Raw genomic sequence first — 18,071 nt, forward strand, 5'->3', positions numbered from 1 at the left:
CGCTGCTCAGGTCCCCCGGTGGACGCGCGTCAGCGACAAGGAGCATCGGTCGGGCTGAACCCGTGCTGAGCGCTCGCTCGGTAAAATCAACGCGAGATCCTCAGATCGGTAACAGATCCACCACGGCCCGCGTCCCGCCGGAGGACGGCGACCGGCTCAGCCGCGCAGCGCGGGGAGGCTGCACACCGCCTCGAGGGCGAACACGTCGGCGCCACCCACCCGCACGCCCAGGAGCCTGGCGACCGGGCCGACGAGCTGGCTGTCGAGGTTGCCGGCCAGCGGGGTGAGGGTCTTGTTGACGAAGGCGTTGGGCCCGTTGGTGAGCCCGTCGAGCACCGCCATGGTGACGGAGGTGATCTGGCTGGCGTTGAGGGTCAGGCCGGCGGCGGTGATGGAGGAGGAGGTGATGGTGGGCACCACCGAGCTGAGCACGTTGACGGTGCCGCCGGTCGACTTCGGCGTGACGTCGTTGGGAGGCAGCGCCAGTGAGACGGTGCTGGTCGCGGCCGGGGCGGGGCTGCTCATGGTCAGCCTGACCCCCACGTCGACCGCCACGTCGACCGAGGTCAGCAGCAGCTCGAGCTTGAGGGTGCCCTTGACCTCGAGGTCGACGGTGAGGCTGTACTCCGCGAGCCCGCTGGCCACGGCCACGGAGAAGGTCGAGGGGTCGGTCGTGGTGCCGTTGCCGCAGTGGACCTGGGGTGGGTCGACGAGCTGGGAGGTGGCGTTGCCGAGCTTGAGGTGCACGCTCCCGGTGGCCTTGGGGGTCTGCAGGGTGCCCTTCACCAGGCCGAGGTTGAGGTTCATGCTCGGGAGGTTGACGAAGGTCAGGCCCAGGTCGCCGGAGATCTGGCTGGTGGCCGCACGCGCCTCGACCGAGTTGGGCGCGCCGCAGGCGGTCTGCCTGCCCTGCTGCACGAAGATCCCGCCGGTCACCTGGCTGCCGAGGCCGGGCACCTGGGCCTGGAGGTTGGGGATGGCCACGGCGTGCTGGCCGGTGGCGACGCCGACCGAGCCCGCGATCAGGTCGAGCACGTTGAGCCCGGTCTCCAGGGCGGCGCTGTCGGTCGGGGAGATGTTGAGCAGCGAGCCCAGCCGCACCGCCGGCACGCTGCCGGCGACGGCCAGGAAGGAGCCGAGGGCGCTGACGGCCGCGCTGTAGCCGGCCGGCTTCTCCTTGTTGAGCACGTCGATGGTGCCCTTGACCAGGTCGCCGAAGGCCACCGGCGCGGTGAGCAGCTCGGTCTCGGTGCCGAGCACGGCGGTCGCGGCCAGCTGGGCCAGGCTCACCTCGGTGTTGGCGATGCCCTGGTAGCCGACCAGCGTGAGGTTGACCCCCAGCAGGCTGTTGAGCGGGGCGAGCAGGGCCGAGTCGTTGCTGCGCACCGCTGCGGCGTAGGACCCCAGGGCGTGGCAGGCGGTCGTCGTCGAGGTGGCGTACGCCGTGCGCGTCGCGCTGCCCGAGCCGGCGGCGAAGGCGAAGTCGGTGCTCGCGCTGGCCACGACCTTGACGGCGGTGGGCGGCTCGGCGGTCGTGTTCCAGGTCGTGCCGTTCCACGATCCCCAGTCGGCGGTCACGACGAGGTCGTCGCCGAGGGTGGTGCTGTTGCGGGCGACGCTCTGGCTCAGCAGCGAGGTGGACGAGGTGGTCACCAGCGCGGCCAGCTGGGCCTGGGAGCGGCCGTCGATCTCACGGGCCATGTCGAGCGCGACGACGTCGGCGATGGCCTGCATGTCACGGCGCACGACGCGCTGGGTGCCGAGGTCGACGGCGAGCGCGGCCACGGCGAGCAGCAGGGCGATGGTGACCGCGAGGAAGACCGCGACGGCGCCGCGCTGGCCGCGCTCGTCACGGTGCACGCACCAGGTGCCCCGCAGCATCAGCTCACCCTCGCCGTCGCGGTGTAGCTCAGCGTCTGCGGCAGCGGCACGAGCGGGAGCTTGGGGGTCAGCGGCTGGGCGGCGTAGGGGTAGGACACCAGCACCTGCACGCAGCGGGCGCTGCCGCAGGTGGTGAAGGTGACCGTGCAGGTGGCACCGGAGCTGCAGGAGACGCCGTAGCTCTGGAGCGCCTCGTTCACGCTCGCCAGGGCCGCCGTGCGGCGCGAGGCCTCCTGGGTGGTGTTGAAGGCCTGGGCGCCCACGGCGGCCGCGCGGGCGCCCTCGGCCGCCCCCTGGCTGATCGCCTGGCGGAAGCTCAGCATGTAGCCGTAGGTGATGATGCCGAAGACGAGCAGCAGCAGCAGCGGTGCCACGAGGGCGAACTCGACCGCGGCCGCGCCCCGTTCGCGGTCGCGTCCCTGTCGCAGACCCATGTCTCCCTCACCCCGCACAGCAGCCCCCGAGCTCCACGAGCGAGGCTAGGGAAGGCGCTCAGGGGCGCGCGGCCAGCTGGGGGCAGATGGCCCGAAAGGACTACTTCTCGGGCAGATCCATGTCCGAAGGACTGAGCTCCTCGACGTTGACGTCCTTGAACGTCAGCACCTTCACGTTCTTGGCGAAGCGGGCGGGGCGGTACATGTCCCAGACCCAGGCGTCGCTCATCGACACCTCGAAGAAGACGTCGCCGGCCTCGGTGCGCGCCTTCACGTCGACCTGGTTGCACAGGTAGAAGCGCCGGTCGGTCTCGACGACGTACTTGAAGATGCCCACGACGTCGCGGTACTCGCGGTAGAGGGTCAGCTCCATCTCGGTCTCGTACTTCTCGAGATCCTCGGCGCTCATCGCTCTCCTCGTCGTCGGCGCGGGCGGGCCCGAGGGGTGGGGTCGCGGGCCGTGCGCACTGGCATCGTAGACACGTGAGCGACACCCGAGTGCCCCCAGGCCCGGGGCGGCCCGTCGAGGCCCAGGGGCCCCCGCTGCCGGGCCGCCCGATCATGAACCAGTGGTGGCGCGACATCACCTTCGTCCACTGGCGCGTCGATCCCGACCGGGTGGCACCGCTGCTCCCGCCGGGGGTGCGCCCCGACCTGCACGACGGCAGCGCCTGGGTCGGCCTCATCCCCTTCCGGATGGTCGGGGCGGGCTTCGGGCGGCGCAGCACGGCGCCGTGGTTCGGCACGTTCCTCGAGACCAACGTCAGGCTCTACTCCACCGACGACCGCGGCCGTCACGGCGTGGTCTTCCGCTCCCTCGAGGCCGAGCGGCTCGCGGTGGTGGCCGGCGCCAACCTCACCTTCAACGTGCCCTACCGCTGGGCCGGCATGAGGATGGACCCGGCCGCGCTCCCCCACGACGCCGACGTCACCGGCGCCCGCGTCCGCTACGACTCCGTACGCCGCGCCCGCGGCCGCGCGCGCAGTCGCCTCGAGATCGAGGTGGGCGAGCCGGTCGCCGAGCCCGACCCCCTCGACCTCTTCCTCACCGCCCGCTTCGGGCTGCACACCAGCGTGCTGGGGCGCACGCTGTGGGTGCCCAACACCCACGGCCCGTGGCCCTTGCGCCGCGCCCGGGTGAGCGCCCTCGACGACGAGCTGGTCGCCGCGGCCGGGCTCCCCGGGGTGAGCGGGTCAGCGCCCGACTCGGTGCTGTTCTCGACCGGGGTGCAGACCCGCTTCGGGCTGCCCGAGCGGCTCTGAGCCCGCGGGAGGCTCCAGACCCGCGGCGCGGCGGACGTTGACGAAGCGCATCCGGTGCACCGGCGAGGGGCCGTGCTCGCGCAGCGCCGCGGTGTGGGTCTCGGTGATGTAGCCCTTGTGGGTGGCGAAGTCGTAGGCCGGCCACTGCTCGTGCAGCTCGGTCATGATCCGGTCGCGGGTCACCTTGGCCAGCACCGAGGCCGCGGAGATGCAGGCGGCCACCCGGTCGCCCTTCCAGACCGCCAGCCCCGGCGCGCCGAGGCCGTCGACGGGGAAGCCGTCGGTCAGCACGTAGTCGGGGGCCACGTCGAGCAGGGCCACCGCACGGCGCAGCGCCTCGATGTTGGCGACGTGCATGCCGAGGCGGTCGCACTCCTCCTGCGGGACCACGACGACCGACCAGGCGAGGGCACGCCGCACGACCTGGGCGTAGCACCGCTCGCGGGCCCGCTCGGTCAGCAGCTTGGAGTCGGCCAGACCCGGCACGATCCCCGCCCGACCGGCGGGCAGGATGCAGGCCCCGGCCACGAGCGGGCCGGCGCAGGCGCCGCGCCCGGCCTCGTCGACCCCGGCCACGGTCTCGATGCCGTGGCGTCGCAGGGCGCGCTCGTAGCCGTAGAGCCCGGCGTCGCGCCGGACCGTGGCACCGCGCGGGAGCAGGCTCACGACGGGTCGGGCACGTCCGCGAAGACGTCGGGGCGATCGAGCAGCCCGGCGTGCCCGACGGGCCAGAAGACGGCCATCACCTTGCCGACGATGTCGTCGACCGGCACGAACTCGTCGCCCGGCACGCAGGCGGTGTCGCCCTCGGCGCACATCTGGAAGCTGGAGTCGGCGGAGTGGCCGCGGTTGTCGCCCATCACGAAGACGGTGCCCTCCGGCACGGGTCCCGCCTGCCAGTCGCAGTCGCCGAGCATCGGCCCGCGGCACTTGATGTTCTTCTCGTCGAGGACGTAGGCGTCCTCCTCCATGGGCAGGCCGTTGACGCTGATCCGCCCGGCCTCGTCGCAGCACACGATGGTGTCGCCCGCGACGCCGACGACGCGCTTCACGAGGTGGCCGCCACCGGGGTAGAGGCCGAGCGCGTCGAGGCCCTTGGTGACCGGGTTGCTCGCGGTGCGCGTCTCCTCCTCGCCCAGCCAGTCGCCGGGGTCCTGGAAGACCACGACGTCACCGCGCTCGGGGGTGCCACCGCCCCAGTAGGAGACCTTCTGCACGACGATCCGGTCGTTCTCGACCAGGCCGGGCTCCATCGACTCCGAGGGGATGTAGAAGACCTGCAGGAGGAAGGTCTTCACCAGCACCGCCAGGCCCACCGCGACGGCGAGCAGCACCAGCGTCTCGACCCCGAACGGCAGCGAGCGCTCCCGGCGCGGTCCGCGCGCGCCCGGGAACGACCGCGACCGCGACTCCGTGACGGCCGGGTCGGGCTCCGCGCCCCGACCGGTCTCGGTCGGGTGCGCGGTGCCGTCGCTCTCGACGGGCACGGGGTCGCGGTCGGGTGAGGTCACGCGGGTGAGTCTAGGAAGCCGGTGGTGCTGCGGGGAGCAGAACCGCTCAGGCCTCGCGGCGCTCCTTGATCTTCGCCTTCTTGCCGCGCAGGTTGCGCAGGTAGTAGAGCTTGGCGCGACGCACGTCACCGCGGGTCACGATCTCGATCTCCTCGAAGATCGGGGAGTTCAGGGGGAAGGTGCGCTCGACGCCGACGCCGAAGGACACCTTGCGCACGGTGAAGGTGCGGCCGATGCCGGAGCCCTGGACGCGGATGACGACGCCCTGGAACACCTGGACGCGGGAGCGGTTGCCCTCGACGACCTTGACGTGGACCTTGATGGTGTCGCCGGCGCGGAAGGCCGGGACGTCGTCGCGCTTGAGGGAGTTGCCGAGCTCGGCAATCGCGTTGGTCATGGTTCTCCTCGCGGGTGCCACAGGTCAGCCGCGGTGTCGGATGGTCGTGCGTGTTCAGGTGTCGGGCGCAGTGCGAGTGGCCGGCGGCGTCGTGCTCCCCCTGTGGCAGGTGCCCGACGCAGACCCCCCTGCCGGCGGCTGCTGGGCAGCGCCTCGGGGTGATCCGGATTTGGCCGACTGGCCGGTGCGCAAGTCTGCCACAGCCGGGCGGGCGGGGGTGAATCAGCCTGAGCGGCCGGCCCGCGTCAGCCGCGGCGGGGCTTGGTCAGCACCGCGGGCCCCGAGGGACCGTCGAGCACCTCGCGCACCGAGTAGCCCGCGCGCTTGTAGCGGCGCAGGTTGGCGGTGCTCGCGGCCCCCGTGAAGAGCCGGTACGCCGTGGCCTCCGGCGCCGCGACACGCTCGGCGTGCTCGAGCAGGTGGCGTCCCAGCCCGCGCCCGCGCAGGTCGGGGGCCACCATCAGACGCCCGATCTCCCAGGTGCGCCCGTCGAGCCTTCCCCGCACCGACCCGACGAGACGCCCGGCCGAGCGCACGACGTAGGTGTCCCACGACGACAGCGAGGCCGTGACGTCGTCGAGGCCCTCCTGCAGCGGAGGGAGGGTGAGGTCGCCGTTGACCAGCGCCTCGCCCACCCAGCACGCCAGCTGGAGGGTGAGGAGCTCGGCCGCGTCGCCGCGCACGGCCGGCACGACGGCCCACTCCCCGCTCACCGCGGCGCTGGCGTGCAGCAGGTCGGGGCGCCGCTCGGCCGTGCGGCGCACGGCCTGGTCGTGGCGCCAGGCCGCGATCGCGCCGTGGTTGCCGCCGAGGAGCACGGGCGGCACGTCGAGGCCTCGCCACGACGCGGGCTTGGTGTAGACGGGGTACTCCAGCAGGCCGTCCTCGTGCGACTCCTCGACCAGCGAGGCGGCGTTGCCCATGAAGCCCGGCAGCAGTCGCACGACCGCCTCGGTGATGGCGAGCGCCGCCACCTCGCCACCGTTGAGCACGTAGTCGCCGAGCGAGACCTCCCGCACCTCGGCGACCGTGCGGGCGTGGTCGAGCACCCGCTGGTCGATGCCCTCGTAGCGTCCGCAGGCGAACACCAGGCGCTTGCGACCGGCCAGCTCGCGGGCCAGGGCCTGGGTCATCGGCTCCCCCGACGGCGTCGTGAACACCACCGTGGCCGGCGCCTGCCCGGGCCCGCCGGCACCCAGCACCTCGTCGAGCGCCTCACCCCAGGGCTCGGGCTTCATGACCATGCCGGCGCCCCCGCCGTACGGCGTGTCGTCGACGGTGCGGTGGCGGTCGTGGGCCCACGAGCGCAGGTCGTGCACGTGGAGCTCGATCAGACCCTTGGCCACCGCCTTGCCGGGCAGCGAGAGCGACAGCGGCGCGAGGTAGTCGGGGAAGATCGTGAGGTAGTCGAGGCGCACGACGGGCTCAGGCGTCCTCGGGCAGCGGGGTGACGAGCCCCGGTCGGTCGGCCACGACGACGCGTCGCGCGACGAGGTCGACCACGGGCACGAGCGCCTTGACGAAGGGCACGAGACCCTCGCGACCCGACGGGGTGCGCACGGTCAGCAGGTCCTGGGCGCCACCGTGGACCAGGGCGGTGACCGTGCCGAGCTCGGTGCCGTCGAGGTCGTGCACCGCGAGGCCGACCAGCTGGTGGTCGTAGTACTCGTCGGGGTCGTCGGGTGTCGCGTCGGCCGGCACCGTGGCGTGCAGCAGCAGTCCGCGGGCGGCCTCGGCGGCGTTGCGGTCGGGCAGCTCGGCGAAGGTCGCGAGGAGCACGCCCTGGTGCCAGCGGGTCCGGACGACGCTCACGGAGCGCAGCGGCGAGGAGGAGCCGCGGGGCGCCTCGGCGCGCAGCACCGCGCCGTCGCCGAAGCGGCGCTCGGGCTCGTCGGTGCGGACGTCGACGGTCACCTCGCCGCGGATGCCGTGGGGCTTGCCGATGCGGCCGACGACCAGCTCGATGGTGGGCTCGCCCGGGGGCGTGCCGGGGGCGCTCGGAGGTGACGGGGGCACGGCGGGTCCTCTCGGTGGTGGCGGGTGGTGCGAAATGCCGAACGGGTGCCGCCCCGGGGGGCGGCACCCGTTCACGCGGTTGCCGGTCGGCGCTGCTGGCCCGGAGGGCTCAGCGGCGGCGGTCGACGTCGACGAAGTCGACGCGTGCACCCTCGCGACCGGCCAGGGCCGACACGACGGTGCGGAAGGCCGACGCCGTGCGCCCGCCGCGACCGATCACCTTGCCGAGGTCGTCGGGGTGGACCCGGACCTCGAGGATCGAGCCGCGTCGCAGCTGCTTGTCGCGGACCGAGACGTCGTCGGGGTTGTCGACGACGCCGCGGACCAGGTGCTCGAGCGCCTCGGCCAGCACGACGCTCAGGCCTCGGTCTTCTCGGCCTCGGCGTCAGCGGCCGGGGTCTCGGCGGCCTCGGCCTGCTCGGCGGCGACCGCGGGGGTCTCGTCGGCGGGGACCTCGGCCGGCTTGTCCTCGGCGGGCTTGTCCTCGGCGGGCTTCTCGTCGGCCTTCTTGCTGGCCTTCTTGGTCACGGCGTCGCCCTTGGGGCTGCTGTGCGCCTCGGCGAGGGCCTCGTTGAAGATGTCGAGCTTGTCGCGCTTGGCGGCCTTCGTCTTCAGCGTGCCCTCGGTGCCGGGGAGACCCTTGTAGGTCTGCCAGTCACCGGTGACCTTGAGGATGGCCTCGACGGCCTCGGTCGGCTGCGCGCCGACGCCCAGCCAGTACTGCGCCCGGTCGGAGACGACGTCGATGTACGACGGGTCCTCCTTGGGGTGGTACTTGCCGATCTCCTCGATCACTCGACCGTCACGCTTCTTGCGCGAGTCGACGACGACGATGCGGTACTGCGGCACCCGGACCTTGCCCAGGCGCTTCAAGCGGATCTTGACGGCCACGTTTGTGGTGTCTCCTCGTTTATCGTGGTGGGTGAGGGAGCGTGCACCAGGTGGGGAAACACCGGGCCCGATCGCCTCGAGGGCACCGCGCGACCGGGTGAGAGGGACCGGGCACGCAGGACTCGACGAGCAATGATGCCAGAGACCCCCGGGTGGGCTAAATCGCCCCGCAGGCCTCCCCGTCAGATCACGAGGCCGAGCAGCAGCACGAAGACGAGCCCGCTCACCGACAGCACGGTCTCCATCAGCGACCACGACTTGATGGTCTGCCCGACGCTCAGGCCGAAGTACTCCTTGACCAGCCAGAAGCCGGCGTCGTTGACGTGGGAGAAGAACACCGAGCCCGCGCCGATGGCCAGCACGACCAGCGAGACCTCGCCCTGGCTGAGCCCCTCGACCAGGCCGAGCATGAGCGCCGAGGCGGTGATGGTGGCGACCGTGGCCGAGCCGGTCGCGAGGCGGATGAGCACGGCCAGGACCCAGGCGAGGAGCAGCACCGACACGTTGGCGTCGCCGGCCCAGTCGGCCAGCAGCGTGCCGATGCCGGTGTCGACGAGCACCTGCTTGAACCCACCGCCGGCGGCCACGATGAGCAGGATGCCGGCGATGGCCGGCAGCGAGCTCTCGACCGAGGAGGTGATGGCGGCGCGGTCCATGCCCGAGCCCCGCCCGAGGGTGAACATCGCCACGACCACGGCGATCAGCAGGGCGGCGAAGGGGTTGCCGACGACGTCGAAGACCTGCCGCACCGTGTCGGTCTCGTCCTCGATGCCGATGTCGACCAGGGCCTTGGCCATCATCAGCACCACCGGGAGCAGCACGGTCGCGACCGTCAGGCCGAAGGCCGGCCGGGCGGCGGCGTCGGTGCGCTCCTCGGCCTCGAAGAGGTCCGGGGCCGGTACGTCGACCCAGCGCCCGGCGAGCCTGCCGAAGAGCGGGCCCGCGACGACCACGGTCGGCACGGCCACGAGCACGCCGAGCGCCAGCGTCGTGCCGAGGTCGGCGCCGAGGGAGTCGATGGCCACCAGCGGGCCGGGGTGCGGCGGCACCAGGCCGTGCATGGCCGAGAGCCCGGCCAGGGTGGGGATGCCGATCGTGATCACCGACAGCTGCGCGCGGCGGGCCACCAGGTAGATCACCGGCATCAGCAGCACGAGCCCGATCTCGAAGAACATCGGCAGCCCGATGAGCGCACCGACACCGGCCATGGCCCAGGGCAGCGCCCGGGGCGAGGCCTTGCCGACGATCGTGTCGACGATCTGGTCGGCGCCGCCGGAGTCGGCGAGGAGCTTGGCGAACATCGCTCCCAGGGCGATGAGCGCCCCCACGCCGGCCGCGGTGGACCCGAAGCCCGTGGAGAAGCTCGTGATGACGCCGTTGACGTTCTGCCCGGCCAGGATGCCGACGGCCAGCGCACCGACGATCAGGGCGAGGAACGGGTGGAGCTTGAGCCAGGTGATCGAGACGACGATGAGGGCGATGGCCGCCAGGGCCGCCAGCACGAGCTGACCGCCGCCCGCGACGGGCTCGGCCAGCTCGGCCGCGGCGAGCGGCAGGATCTGCGGGAGGGTCATGGGGTCAGCTCCTGTCGGCCCGGGCGGGCCAGGGGGTGGTGGGGTCGGACGGGGTGGCGACGGGCCCGGCGAGCAGGGCGAGTGCCTGCTCGACCAGCACGTCGACCGGTCGGTCCACGTCGAGCACGGCGCCCGGCTCACCGGGGGCCAGCGGCTCGAGGGTGGCGAACTGGGAGGCCAGCAGCGACGCGGGCATGAAGTGCCCCGGGCGGGCGGCCTGGCGGCGCGCGATGACGGCCGGACTGCCCGCGAGGTGGACGACGAGCAGACGACCGGCCCCGTCGCGCAGCCGGTCGCGGTAGGACCGCTTCAGGGCGGAGCAGCTCAGCACTCCCCCGCCGACCTCGTGCTCGCGCAGCCACGAGGCCAGCAGGTCCAGCCACGGGGCGCGGTCGGCGTCGTCCAGCGCGATCCCCGCGGCCATCTTGGCGATGTTGGCCGCCGGGTGGAAGTCGTCGGCGTCGGCGAAGGGCACCCCGGCGCACCGGGCCAGGGCGGCCCCGACCGTCGACTTGCCGGAGCCGGACACCCCCATCACCAGGGCCAGGGGTCTCGCGGGTCCCGGAGGTCCCGGGGGGCGGCTCGTGTCCGGCATCGTGCTCCCGTCGTCGCGACGGCCGTGACCGTCGACACATCGTGTGACTGCACGCACACTATGGCCAATGATCTGATCATTGGCAATTGGAAGGTTCAAAGATGCGTTCTTTTCTCCGACACGCGGGTCCGCCTCTCCCGGCCCGCCTGGGAGGATGGGCGCCATGAGCCCCCTCGACCCGCCCGCCGAGGCCCCCGCCGCCGACGCGCGCCCGCACGGGGCGCTCCACGTCGACACCCTCGACGCCCTGGGGTCCCGGCTGGCGTCGGGCGAGGTGGCACCGGGCGAGGTCCTCACGCTCGATGCGATCCGGCGCGAGCACGGCGTCTCGCTCCCGGTGGCCCGCGAGGCCGTCCGGGTCCTGGAGTCGATGGGCATGGTCGTCTCGCGCCGCCGCGTGGGCGTGACCGTGCAGGACCCCTCGGACTGGAACGTCTTCGACCCCCGGCTGGTGCGCTGGCGCCTCGAGGGCTCCGGGCGCACCGAGCAGCTGCTGGCCATCAGCGAGCTGCGCCAGGGCTTCGAGCCCGTCGCGGCGCGCCTGGCCGCCGACCGCGCCACCCCGGAGCAGTGCCGCGCCATGGCGGAGGCGACGACCGACATGGCGGTGCACGGCCGCACCGGCGACCTCGAGGCCTACCTGCTGGCCGACGTGGCCTTCCACCGCACCCTGCTCGACGCGAGCGGCAACGACATGGTGCGTGCACTCGCGGGCCTGGTCGAGGAGGTGCTCGCCGGGCGCACCCACCACGACCTCATGCCGGCGCGGCCCAACCCGACCGCGATCGCGCTGCACGACGAGGTCGCGCGCTGCGTGCGCACGGGCGACGGCGCCGGCGCCGAGCACGCGATGCGCGCCATCATCGACGAGGCGGCCGGCGCGATGACGGAGCAGGCGGCCACCGACCGGGCCCGCGCGCGGGAGTAGGCCGGACCGGCGCGACCCCGGGATCAGGCGACGACGCGACCGCGCAGCACCACCCGGCTCGGCTCCCAGAGCACCGACGGGTCGCGGCGGGGGTCGCGCTCGACGACGACGAGGTCGGCGGGCGTGCCCTCCTCGAGCCCCGAGGGGTGCCCGAGCCAGGCACGGGCCGACCAGGAGGCCGCCGCGACGACGTCGGGGGCGGGCAGCCCCATCTCGACCATGGCCATCACCTCGCCCGCGAGGTGACCGTGGCGCTGCGCCCCGCCCCCGTCGCTGCCGACGAAGAGGGCCACGCCCGCCTCGTGCGCGCTCAGCAGCGTCTCGCGTCGGCGGGCGTGGAGGTCCTCCATCGTGGCGGCGTACGCCGGGAACCTCTCCCGCCCCGCGTCGGCGAACTCCGGGAACTTGTCGGTCTGCATCACCGTCGGCACCAGCGCGGTGCCCGCGGCGACCATGCGCTCGAGGTGGGCGGTCGACAGCCCGGTGCCGTGCTCGATGCAGTCGATGCCGGCGTCGAGGAGGCCGTCGAGCACGTCGCGACCGAAGCAGTGGGCGGTGACCCGTGCGCCCTCGGCGTGGGCGGCGGCGATCGCCGCCGCGAAGTCGGAGGCGGGGAAGGACGGCGCGAGGTCGCCCTGCTCGCGCGAGATCCAGTCGCCGACGAGCTTGACCCAGCCGTCGCCGGAGCGGGCCTGCTCCACGACGGTCGGCACGAGGTCGACGGGCTCCACCTCGTCGGCGTAGTGGCGGATGTAGCGGCGGGTGCGTGCCACGTGGCGACCGGCGCGCAGCAGCCGCGGGAGGTCCTCGCGCTCGTGCACCCAGCGGGTGTCGGCGGGCGAGCCGCAGTCGCGCAGCAGGAGCGCCCCGGCGTCGCGGTCCTGCAGGGCCTGGCGCTCCACCTCGTCCGCGTCGACGGCCCCGTGGTCCTCCATGCCGAGGTGATTGTGGGCGTCGACCAGGCCGGGGAGCACCCAGCCGGTGGCGACGGTCTCCGCGCCCGGCTGCGGCTCGTAGGTCACGTGCCCGTCGACGACGTAGAGGTCGCGGGAGACGTCGTCGCCGGGCAGCACCGGCCCGCGCACGCGCAGGACGGGCGGTCGGGCGGAGCCAGAGGAGCGGGGGCGAGCGCTGGGGGCGGCCATGCCCGGACGCTACCGCGCCCACCGGGCCCCGACGAGGACCTGCGCGCCCGGTCGCGGGTGCGCAGGTCGTCCCGGCGTCGGCGCTCAGCGACGGGTCGTGAGGCCGTGGCCGAAGGCGTAGAGCGGGTCGTGGTCGGCGTCGCCGACGTTGATCGGCGGTGCTGCGCACGGCGGCCGCGGGACCGGCCGGCTGAGGGTCTCGGCCCGCCCGCCCGGGCCGCCGGGCCGCTGGGCCGCCCGGGCTCAGCGCTCGATCTGGTCCAGGAGCCACGACGGGCTCATCGCCCGGGCGCCCAGGCCCTCGCAGCGCCCGCGCAGCACGTGGTCGGCGCTGACGAGGACGACCTGGTCGCCTCGCTCGCAGGCCACCCGGGTCTGCTCGATGATGGTCGTGTCGCCGTCGCGCGGGGCGTGCACGGTGGTGACGTGCTGGTCGCGACCGGCCCGCACCCCGCCCTTGGCCGCCCCCTCGAGCACCAGCACGATCCGGTCGTAGGGGGTGTCGGCCACCAGCAGCCGCTCGTGGAGCCGGCGCGCGGCGCCCGCGCGGTCCCTCCACCAGCCGTCGGGTCGCGAGCCGACGACGTTGGCGGCGTCGACGACGAGCACGGAGGTCACGGCCGCCGACCGTCCCCGGGGCCGGTCGGAGCGGGCCCGACCACGTCGCGACCGGTCACTTCAGGAACTTCGAGAAGTCCTTCGGCAGGTCGAGGGCCGCGGCCGCCTGCTCGTAGTCGACGTCCTCGCCCGGGGTGGCGAACGGGTTGACCGCACCCGCCTTGTCCTTGGCGGCCGCGGCCTCCTGGGCGGCCTTCGCGGGGTTGCCGGAGCGCTTGGCGCCCTTGCCCTTCTTGGGCTGGGCCTTGGCCTTGCCGCGCTTGGGCCCGCCCATCCCCGGCATCCCCGGCATGCCGGGCATCCCGGGCATGCCGCCACCGCGCGCCATCTGCTCCATCATCTTGCGCGCCTCGAAGAAGCGGTCGACGAGCTGGTTGACGTCGGAGACCTGGCGCCCCGATCCCTTGGCGATGCGGGCGCGACGCGAGCCGTCGATGAGCTTGGGGTTCTCCCGCTCGCCGGGCGTCATGGAGCGGATGATCGCCTCGATGCGGTCGATCTCGCGCTCGTCGAAGTTCTCCAGCTGCTCGCGGAACTGGCCCATCCCGGGCAGCATCCCCATGATCTTCGACATCGAGCCCAGCTTGCGCACCTGCTGCATCTGCTGGAGGAAGTCGTCGAGGGTGAACTGCCCGCCCCGGCCCGAGAGCTTCTCGGCCGCCTTCATCGCCTGCTCGGCGTCGAAGGTCTTCTCGGCCTGCTCGATCAGGGTCATCATGTCGCCCATGTCGAGGATGCGCGACGCCATGCGGTCGGGGTGGAAGAGGTCGAAGTCGGTGAGCTTCTCGCCGTTGGAGGCGAACATGACCGGCTTGCCGGTGATCGAGGCGATCGACAGGGCCGCGCCACCGCGGGCGTCGCCGTCGAGCTTGGTGAGCACGACGCCGTCGTAGCCGACGCCCTGGAGGAAGGCCTGGGCCGTGACCACGGCGTCCTGGCCGATCATCGCGTCGACGACGAAGAGCACCTCGTCGGGCTGCACGGCGTCGCGGATGTCGGAGGCCTGCTGCATCAGCTCGGCGTCGATGCCGAGGCGGCCGGCGGTGTCGACGATGACCACGTCGTGCAGGGTGCGCCGGGCCTCGGCGATCGAGGCCCGGGCCACCGACACGGGGTCGCCGACGCCGTTGCCGGGCTCGGGGGCGAAGACCGGCACGCCGACGCGCTCGCCGTTGACCTGCAGCTGCTTGACGGCGTTGGGCCGCTGGAGGTCGCAGGCCGCGAGCATCGGGGTCTTGCCCTGGTCCTTGAGCCACAGCGCGAGCTTGGCGGCCAGGGTCGTCTTGCCGGCGCCCTGGAGGCCCGCGAGCATGATGACGGTCGGGCCCGACTTGGCGTAGCGCAGCCGGCGGGTCTCGCCGCCCAGGATCGCGACGAGCTCCTCGTTGACGATCTTGATGATCTGCTGGGCGGGGTTCAGCGCACCGCTGACCTCCTCGCTGCGGGCACGGTCCTTGACCGCCCCCACGAACTCCTTGACCACGGGCAGCGCGACGTCGGCCTCCAGCAGCGCGATGCGGATCTCGCGCGCGGTGGCGTCGATGTCGGCCTCGGAGAGCCGACCCTTGCCCCGCAGGTTCTTGAAGGTGTCGGCGAGACGGTCGGAGAGTGTGGCGAACAAGGGTGTCCTCGGGGGCGTCGAACGGGCGAGCAGTCGGCGTCGAGCCTAACGCGACTCCCCCGACAAGGTCGCCCTGACCGCGTGCGCCGCCGCCGCGGCACGGGTCTCGGCCAGCTGACCGGCGCCCGCCTCCTGGAGGTAGAAGACGTCGACCGCCTGCGGCCCGAGGGTGTCGACGTGGGCCGAGCGCACCGCGACGTCGAGGCGGGCCAGGGCGGAGCACACGAGGTAGACGACCCCCGGGCGGTCGGCGGTGCGCACCTCGAGCACCGTGGCCGAGGCCGACGCGTCGGCCCGCACCTCCACCGTGGGCGCCAGCGTGGTGGCGTCGGGCGGGGTCAGCCGCGCCGCGGGGTCGACCCGGCCCTCGACGATCGCGTCGTACTTCTCCAGCAGGAAGGCCCCGGTCAGGTCGCTCTGCGCGACCTCCCATACCGAGACGCCGTAGACGTCCTGGGCCCAGACCCGTGCCGCGCGCACGGCGATGCGCTGCAGGGCGAACATCGCGGCGAAGTCGGCCAGCAGGCCGACCCGGTCGGGGGCGATGACGGTCACGCGCGAGCCGTCGGGGGTGGCCTCGACGCTCACCGACACCGCCCCGCGGCGCACGGCCTCCGGGATGTCGACCTCGTCGGTCTCCACGACCGGCAGGCTCTGGCCGGTGTCGATCGCGGTGCGCACCCGGCGCGACAGGTCGAGCACCAGGCCCGCGCGCCAGCTCGACCACGCCGGGGCCGAGGCGGCCTTGGCGTCGGCCTCGGTGAGCGAGGTCAGCAGGGCCAGCGCCTCGGTGGTGCGGATGTGGCTGGCGACCCGGTCGACGGTGGCCGGGTCGTCGGGGTCGCGGGTGGTCGCGGTCTCCGAGAGCAGCAGGTGCCAGCGCACCAGCGAGGCGATGAGGTCGACGGCGTCGGGGGCGAAGCCCATGCGGGTCGCGATCGTCCGGGCGAGGGGCTCGCCGGCGACGCTGTGCTCGGTCAGCGAGCCCTTGCCGATGTCGTGCAGCAGGGCGGCCACCATCAGCACGTCGGGTCGTCCGACGTGACGGATGAGCGCCGAGGCCTCGATGCAGGTCTCGACCACGTGGCGGTCGACGGTGAAGCGGTGGATGGCCGAGGCGTGCGGCAGCAGCCGGATGCGTTCCCACTCGGGCAGCAGCCGGGTGAGCGCCCCGGTCTCCTCGAGGGTCTCCCACACCGGCAGCAGACCCCGGCCCGAGGCCAGCAGCCGCACCAGTTGCTGGCGGGCCTCGGCCGGCCACGGGTCGGGCAGCGGCGGGCACTCGCGCGCCAGCCGCGCCGCGGTGGGCGGGGCCAGCACGACGTCCATCTCGGCGGCGGCTGCGGCGGCGCGCAGCAGGAGCACGGGGTCCTGGGCGGGCTTGGCGCGGGCGTCGAGCACGATCTCGCGACCGGCCAGCGCCACCCCGGACGCGACCGGCGTCAGCGACGGGCGTCGTACGCCGACCTGGGCCGGACGTGCCAGCACGTCGTCGACGCGCCGCCAGGTCAGGCGCGAGAGGTGCGTGATGCGCCGCCCGAGCTCGCGCACGTGCACCTGCGCGCTGCGCGCGTCGGGCAGGTCGAGACCGGTGGCCAGCTCGCTCCACGTCTCGGGGTTGACCCGGTCGGTGGCGCGTCCGGCGGCGTCCTGCACGAGGTCGCGCACGTCGAGGAGCTGCTGGCGGCTGCGCTCGAGCTCGACGTGGGGCACGTCGACCAGCCAGGTCGCGACCAGGGCCTTGAGCACGGTGGCGTCGCGCAGCCCGCCCTCCGCCTCCTTGAGGTCGGGCACCGACAGGTGGGCCAGCTCCCCCACCCGCTCGTGGCGCGAGCGCACCATCTCGTGCAGGGCCGGCAGCCGCTCGCGCGAGCGGCGGCGCCAGTGGGCCAGCATGGTCGTGCGCAGCCTCAGGGTCAGGCTCGGGTCGCCGGCCAGGTGGCGGATGTCGACGAGCCCGAGCGCGACCCGCAGGTCGGCCTCGGCCGCGGCCAGCATCTGCGGCATCGAGCGCACGGAGTGGTCGATGGTGGTGCCGGAGTCCCACAGCGGGTACCACAGCTGGTGGGCCAGCTCACCGGGGTCGACGCCGTCCTCGGTGACCAGCACGACGTCGAGGTCGGAGTGCGGGGCGAGCTCGCCGCGGCCGTAGCCGCCCACGGCGACCAGGGCCGTGCCGGTGTCCTGGCCTCCCGCGGCCTCGTAGGCCTTGGTGCAGAGCGCGTCGGCCTCGGCGGTACGGCGGGCGCGGTCGGAGGCGCTCATGCGGGGGCCTGCTGCCGGCTCGTGCGGAGGTGCCGGGGGTGATGGGCGTGCTGGGGGTGCGCGTGGGGGTGGGGAGGCACGGTCAGAGGGCTGCGTCGTCCTTGTCACCGGTGCGCACGCGCACCACCGACTCGACCGGTGAGACCCAGACCTTGCCGTCGCCGATGCGGCCCGAGGCGGCGCTGGCCACGATGGTGTCGACCACGGTCGTGGCGTCGGTGTCGTTGACGACGATCTCCAGGCGGATCTTGGGCACCAGCGCGATGTCGTACTCCGCGCCGCGGTAGACCTCGGTGTGGCCCTTCTGCCGGCCGTAGCCGCTGACCTCGCTCACGGTCATGCCGGTGACGCCGACGCTCTCGAGGGCGACGCGGACGTCCTCCCACTTGTGCGGCTTGATGACCGCGGTGACGAGCTTCATGGGTCTCTCCTGGGTCGGGCGGGCCGGCGGGAGCCGGGAAGGTGGGGCCGATCATGCCGGACGGCCCCGGCGGCGGGGAGGGCCCCGCGCCGCGGGTCGGCCGGTCGGTCCGGGACGGGACGGGCCCGGCACCCCTGCGTGAGGGGGGCCGGGCCCGTCCCGTCCCATGGATCACAGTGCGGCTGCGTCCCGGTCGCCGGTGCGCACGCGCACCACGCTCTCGACGGGGCTCAGCCAGACCTTGCCGTCGCCGATGCGCCCGGTCTGGGCGGTCTTGACGACGATGCCCACGACGTCCTCGGCGTCGTCGTCCTCGACGACGATCTCGATGCGGATCTTGGGCACCAGCGCGATGTCGTACTCCGCGCCGCGGTAGACCTCGGTGTGGCCCTTCTGCCGGCCGTAGCCGCTGACCTCGCTGACGGTCATGCCGGTGACGCCGAAGGTCTCGAGGGCCTCGCGGACGTCCTCCCACTTGTGCGGCTTGATCACCGCGGTCACGAGCTTCATG

The 18,071-nt window shown here is 73.5% G+C and carries 20 protein-coding genes and 1 pseudogene; 2 read left to right on the forward strand and 19 right to left on the reverse strand.

What is annotated here, in order from left to right; genetic code table 11:
* Positions 1-156: 156 nt before the first annotated feature.
* From ASF50_RS12020 to ASF50_RS12030, 3 genes are all read right to left on the reverse strand, one after another.
* A complete protein-coding gene (locus tag ASF50_RS12020) occupies positions 157-1,881 on the reverse strand; it encodes a pilus assembly protein TadG-related protein (protein WP_056904604.1) in 1,725 nt (574 codons plus the stop codon).
* Complete coding sequence (locus ASF50_RS12025; protein WP_056862376.1) at positions 1,881-2,315, reverse strand: TadE/TadG family type IV pilus assembly protein; 435 nt, start codon at positions 2,313-2,315, stop codon at positions 1,881-1,883. Before ASF50_RS12025 ends, ASF50_RS12020 begins: the two co-directional genes overlap by 1 nt.
* A 100-nt stretch (positions 2,316-2,415) precedes the next feature.
* Positions 2,416-2,724 carry a DUF2469 domain-containing protein gene (locus tag ASF50_RS12030; protein ID WP_056862375.1) on the reverse strand — a complete coding sequence of 103 codons (309 nt, stop codon included), beginning with the start codon at positions 2,722-2,724 and terminating at the stop codon, positions 2,416-2,418.
* A gap of 74 nt (positions 2,725-2,798) precedes the next feature.
* On the opposite strand from ASF50_RS12030, the gene ASF50_RS12035 reads away from it, so the two are divergent.
* Positions 2,799-3,578 carry a YqjF family protein gene (locus ASF50_RS12035; RefSeq protein ID WP_235557657.1) on the forward strand — a complete coding sequence of 260 codons (780 nt, stop codon included), beginning with the start codon at positions 2,799-2,801 and terminating at the stop codon, positions 3,576-3,578.
* Here the strand turns inward: ASF50_RS12035 and ASF50_RS12040 are convergent.
* The 10 genes and pseudogenes from ASF50_RS12040 to ASF50_RS12080 all read right to left on the reverse strand — a co-directional run bounded on the left by ASF50_RS12040 (position 3,510) and on the right by ASF50_RS12080 (position 10,502).
* Entirely contained in the window at positions 3,510-4,244 is a 735-nt protein-coding gene (locus ASF50_RS12040) for a ribonuclease HII (RefSeq protein ID WP_056904605.1), read from the reverse strand. The genes ASF50_RS12035 and ASF50_RS12040 overlap by 69 nt on opposite strands.
* Positions 4,241-5,089, reverse strand: coding sequence for a signal peptidase I (gene lepB / locus ASF50_RS12045; protein WP_082499912.1), 849 nt, complete (start codon positions 5,087-5,089; stop codon positions 4,241-4,243). The genes ASF50_RS12040 and lepB overlap by 4 nt, the downstream gene beginning before the upstream one ends.
* 46 nt (positions 5,090-5,135) lie before the next feature.
* On the reverse strand, positions 5,136-5,486 hold the full coding sequence (gene rplS, locus ASF50_RS12050; protein WP_056904606.1) for a 50S ribosomal protein L19: 351 nt from the start codon (positions 5,484-5,486) through the stop codon (positions 5,136-5,138).
* A gap of 245 nt (positions 5,487-5,731) precedes the next feature.
* Entirely contained in the window at positions 5,732-6,199 is a 468-nt protein-coding gene (locus ASF50_RS19670) for a GNAT family N-acetyltransferase (RefSeq protein WP_228941884.1), read from the reverse strand.
* Positions 6,197-6,904 (reverse strand): annotated as a pseudogene (gene trmD / locus ASF50_RS19675) (tRNA (guanosine(37)-N1)-methyltransferase TrmD); the annotation flags it as partial. The gene ASF50_RS19670 and the pseudogene trmD, both read right to left, overlap by 3 nt.
* A gap of 7 nt (positions 6,905-6,911) precedes the next feature.
* Positions 6,912-7,502 carry a ribosome maturation factor RimM gene (gene rimM / locus ASF50_RS12060; protein WP_235557658.1) on the reverse strand — a complete coding sequence of 197 codons (591 nt, stop codon included), beginning with the start codon at positions 7,500-7,502 and terminating at the stop codon, positions 6,912-6,914.
* 109 nt (positions 7,503-7,611) lie between these two features.
* Positions 7,612-7,854, reverse strand: a complete 243-nt coding sequence (locus ASF50_RS12065; RefSeq protein ID WP_056862370.1) for an RNA-binding protein — start codon at positions 7,852-7,854, stop codon at positions 7,612-7,614.
* 5 nt (positions 7,855-7,859) lie between these two features.
* A complete protein-coding gene (gene rpsP, locus ASF50_RS12070; protein ID WP_056904608.1) occupies positions 7,860-8,393 on the reverse strand; it encodes a 30S ribosomal protein S16 in 534 nt (177 codons plus the stop codon).
* Positions 8,394-8,575: 182 nt separating this feature from the next.
* A complete protein-coding gene (locus ASF50_RS12075; protein ID WP_056862368.1) occupies positions 8,576-9,967 on the reverse strand; it encodes a GntP family permease in 1,392 nt (463 codons plus the stop codon).
* A gap of 4 nt (positions 9,968-9,971) precedes the next feature.
* The gene (locus ASF50_RS12080; protein ID WP_082503139.1) at positions 9,972-10,502 is read right to left on the reverse strand and encodes a gluconokinase; all 531 of its coding nucleotides are present in this window, start codon (positions 10,500-10,502) and stop codon (positions 9,972-9,974) included.
* 223 nt (positions 10,503-10,725) lie between these two features.
* On the opposite strand from ASF50_RS12080, the gene ASF50_RS12085 reads away from it, so the two are divergent.
* On the forward strand, positions 10,726-11,490 hold the full coding sequence (locus ASF50_RS12085) for a FadR/GntR family transcriptional regulator (RefSeq protein ID WP_056904609.1): 765 nt from the start codon (positions 10,726-10,728) through the stop codon (positions 11,488-11,490).
* 23 nt (positions 11,491-11,513) lie between these two features.
* Here ASF50_RS12085 and ASF50_RS12090 read toward each other — a convergent pair whose 3' ends face one another.
* The 6 genes from ASF50_RS12090 to ASF50_RS12115 form a co-directional block, all read right to left on the reverse strand.
* Positions 11,514-12,635: an amidohydrolase family protein gene (locus ASF50_RS12090; protein ID WP_056904610.1), complete on the reverse strand. Its 1,122-nt coding sequence runs from the start codon at positions 12,633-12,635 to the stop codon at positions 11,514-11,516.
* A 243-nt stretch (positions 12,636-12,878) separates the two neighbouring features.
* On the reverse strand, positions 12,879-13,253 hold the full coding sequence (locus ASF50_RS12095; RefSeq protein ID WP_056904611.1) for a hypothetical protein: 375 nt from the start codon (positions 13,251-13,253) through the stop codon (positions 12,879-12,881).
* A gap of 55 nt (positions 13,254-13,308) precedes the next feature.
* Positions 13,309-14,874, reverse strand: coding sequence for a signal recognition particle protein (gene ffh, locus ASF50_RS12100; protein WP_056862364.1), 1,566 nt, complete (start codon positions 14,872-14,874; stop codon positions 13,309-13,311).
* Between the two features lie 45 nt (positions 14,875-14,919).
* Positions 14,920-17,139 carry a [protein-PII] uridylyltransferase gene (locus ASF50_RS12105; RefSeq protein ID WP_056904612.1) on the reverse strand — a complete coding sequence of 740 codons (2,220 nt, stop codon included), beginning with the start codon at positions 17,137-17,139 and terminating at the stop codon, positions 14,920-14,922.
* A gap of 82 nt (positions 17,140-17,221) precedes the next feature.
* Complete coding sequence (locus ASF50_RS12110; RefSeq protein ID WP_056862362.1) at positions 17,222-17,560, reverse strand: P-II family nitrogen regulator; 339 nt, start codon at positions 17,558-17,560, stop codon at positions 17,222-17,224.
* Positions 17,561-17,731: 171 nt separating this feature from the next.
* Positions 17,732-18,070, reverse strand: coding sequence for a P-II family nitrogen regulator (locus ASF50_RS12115; RefSeq protein ID WP_056862361.1), 339 nt, complete (start codon positions 18,068-18,070; stop codon positions 17,732-17,734).
* Between the last annotated feature and the right edge of the window lies 1 nt (position 18,071).

Origin of the sequence: Nocardioides sp. Leaf307, from assembly GCF_001423135.1 — a bacterium.
GTDB classification, from domain to species: Bacteria; Actinomycetota; Actinomycetes; order Propionibacteriales; family Nocardioidaceae; genus Nocardioides; species Nocardioides kribbensis.

Bases quoted from the DNA above. Each gene is read 5' to 3' on its own strand.
- ASF50_RS12115 (WP_056862361.1), bottom strand. From the start codon at position 18,070: ATGAAGCTCGTGACCGCGGTGATCAAGCCGCACAAGTGGGAGGACGTC.
- ASF50_RS12110 (WP_056862362.1), bottom strand. From the start codon at position 17,560: ATGAAGCTCGTCACCGCGGTCATCAAGCCGCACAAGTGGGAGGACGTC.
- ASF50_RS12085 (WP_056904609.1), top strand. From the start codon at position 10,726: ATGAGCCCCCTCGACCCGCCCGCCGAGGCCCCCGCCGCCGACGCGCGC.
- ASF50_RS12030 (WP_056862375.1), bottom strand. From the start codon at position 2,724: ATGAGCGCCGAGGATCTCGAGAAGTACGAGACCGAGATGGAGCTGACC.
- rplS (WP_056904606.1), bottom strand. From the start codon at position 5,486: ATGACCAACGCGATTGCCGAGCTCGGCAACTCCCTCAAGCGCGACGAC.
- ASF50_RS12075 (WP_056862368.1), bottom strand. From the start codon at position 9,967: ATGACCCTCCCGCAGATCCTGCCGCTCGCCGCGGCCGAGCTGGCCGAG.
- ASF50_RS12080 (WP_082503139.1), bottom strand. From the start codon at position 10,502: ATGGGGGTGTCCGGCTCCGGCAAGTCGACGGTCGGGGCCGCCCTGGCC.
- ASF50_RS12020 (WP_056904604.1), bottom strand. From the start codon at position 1,881: ATGCTGCGGGGCACCTGGTGCGTGCACCGTGACGAGCGCGGCCAGCGC.
- ASF50_RS12105 (WP_056904612.1), bottom strand. From the start codon at position 17,139: ATGAGCGCCTCCGACCGCGCCCGCCGTACCGCCGAGGCCGACGCGCTC.
- ASF50_RS12090 (WP_056904610.1), bottom strand. From the start codon at position 12,635: ATGGCCGCCCCCAGCGCTCGCCCCCGCTCCTCTGGCTCCGCCCGACCG.
- ASF50_RS12025 (WP_056862376.1), bottom strand. From the start codon at position 2,315: ATGGGTCTGCGACAGGGACGCGACCGCGAACGGGGCGCGGCCGCGGTC.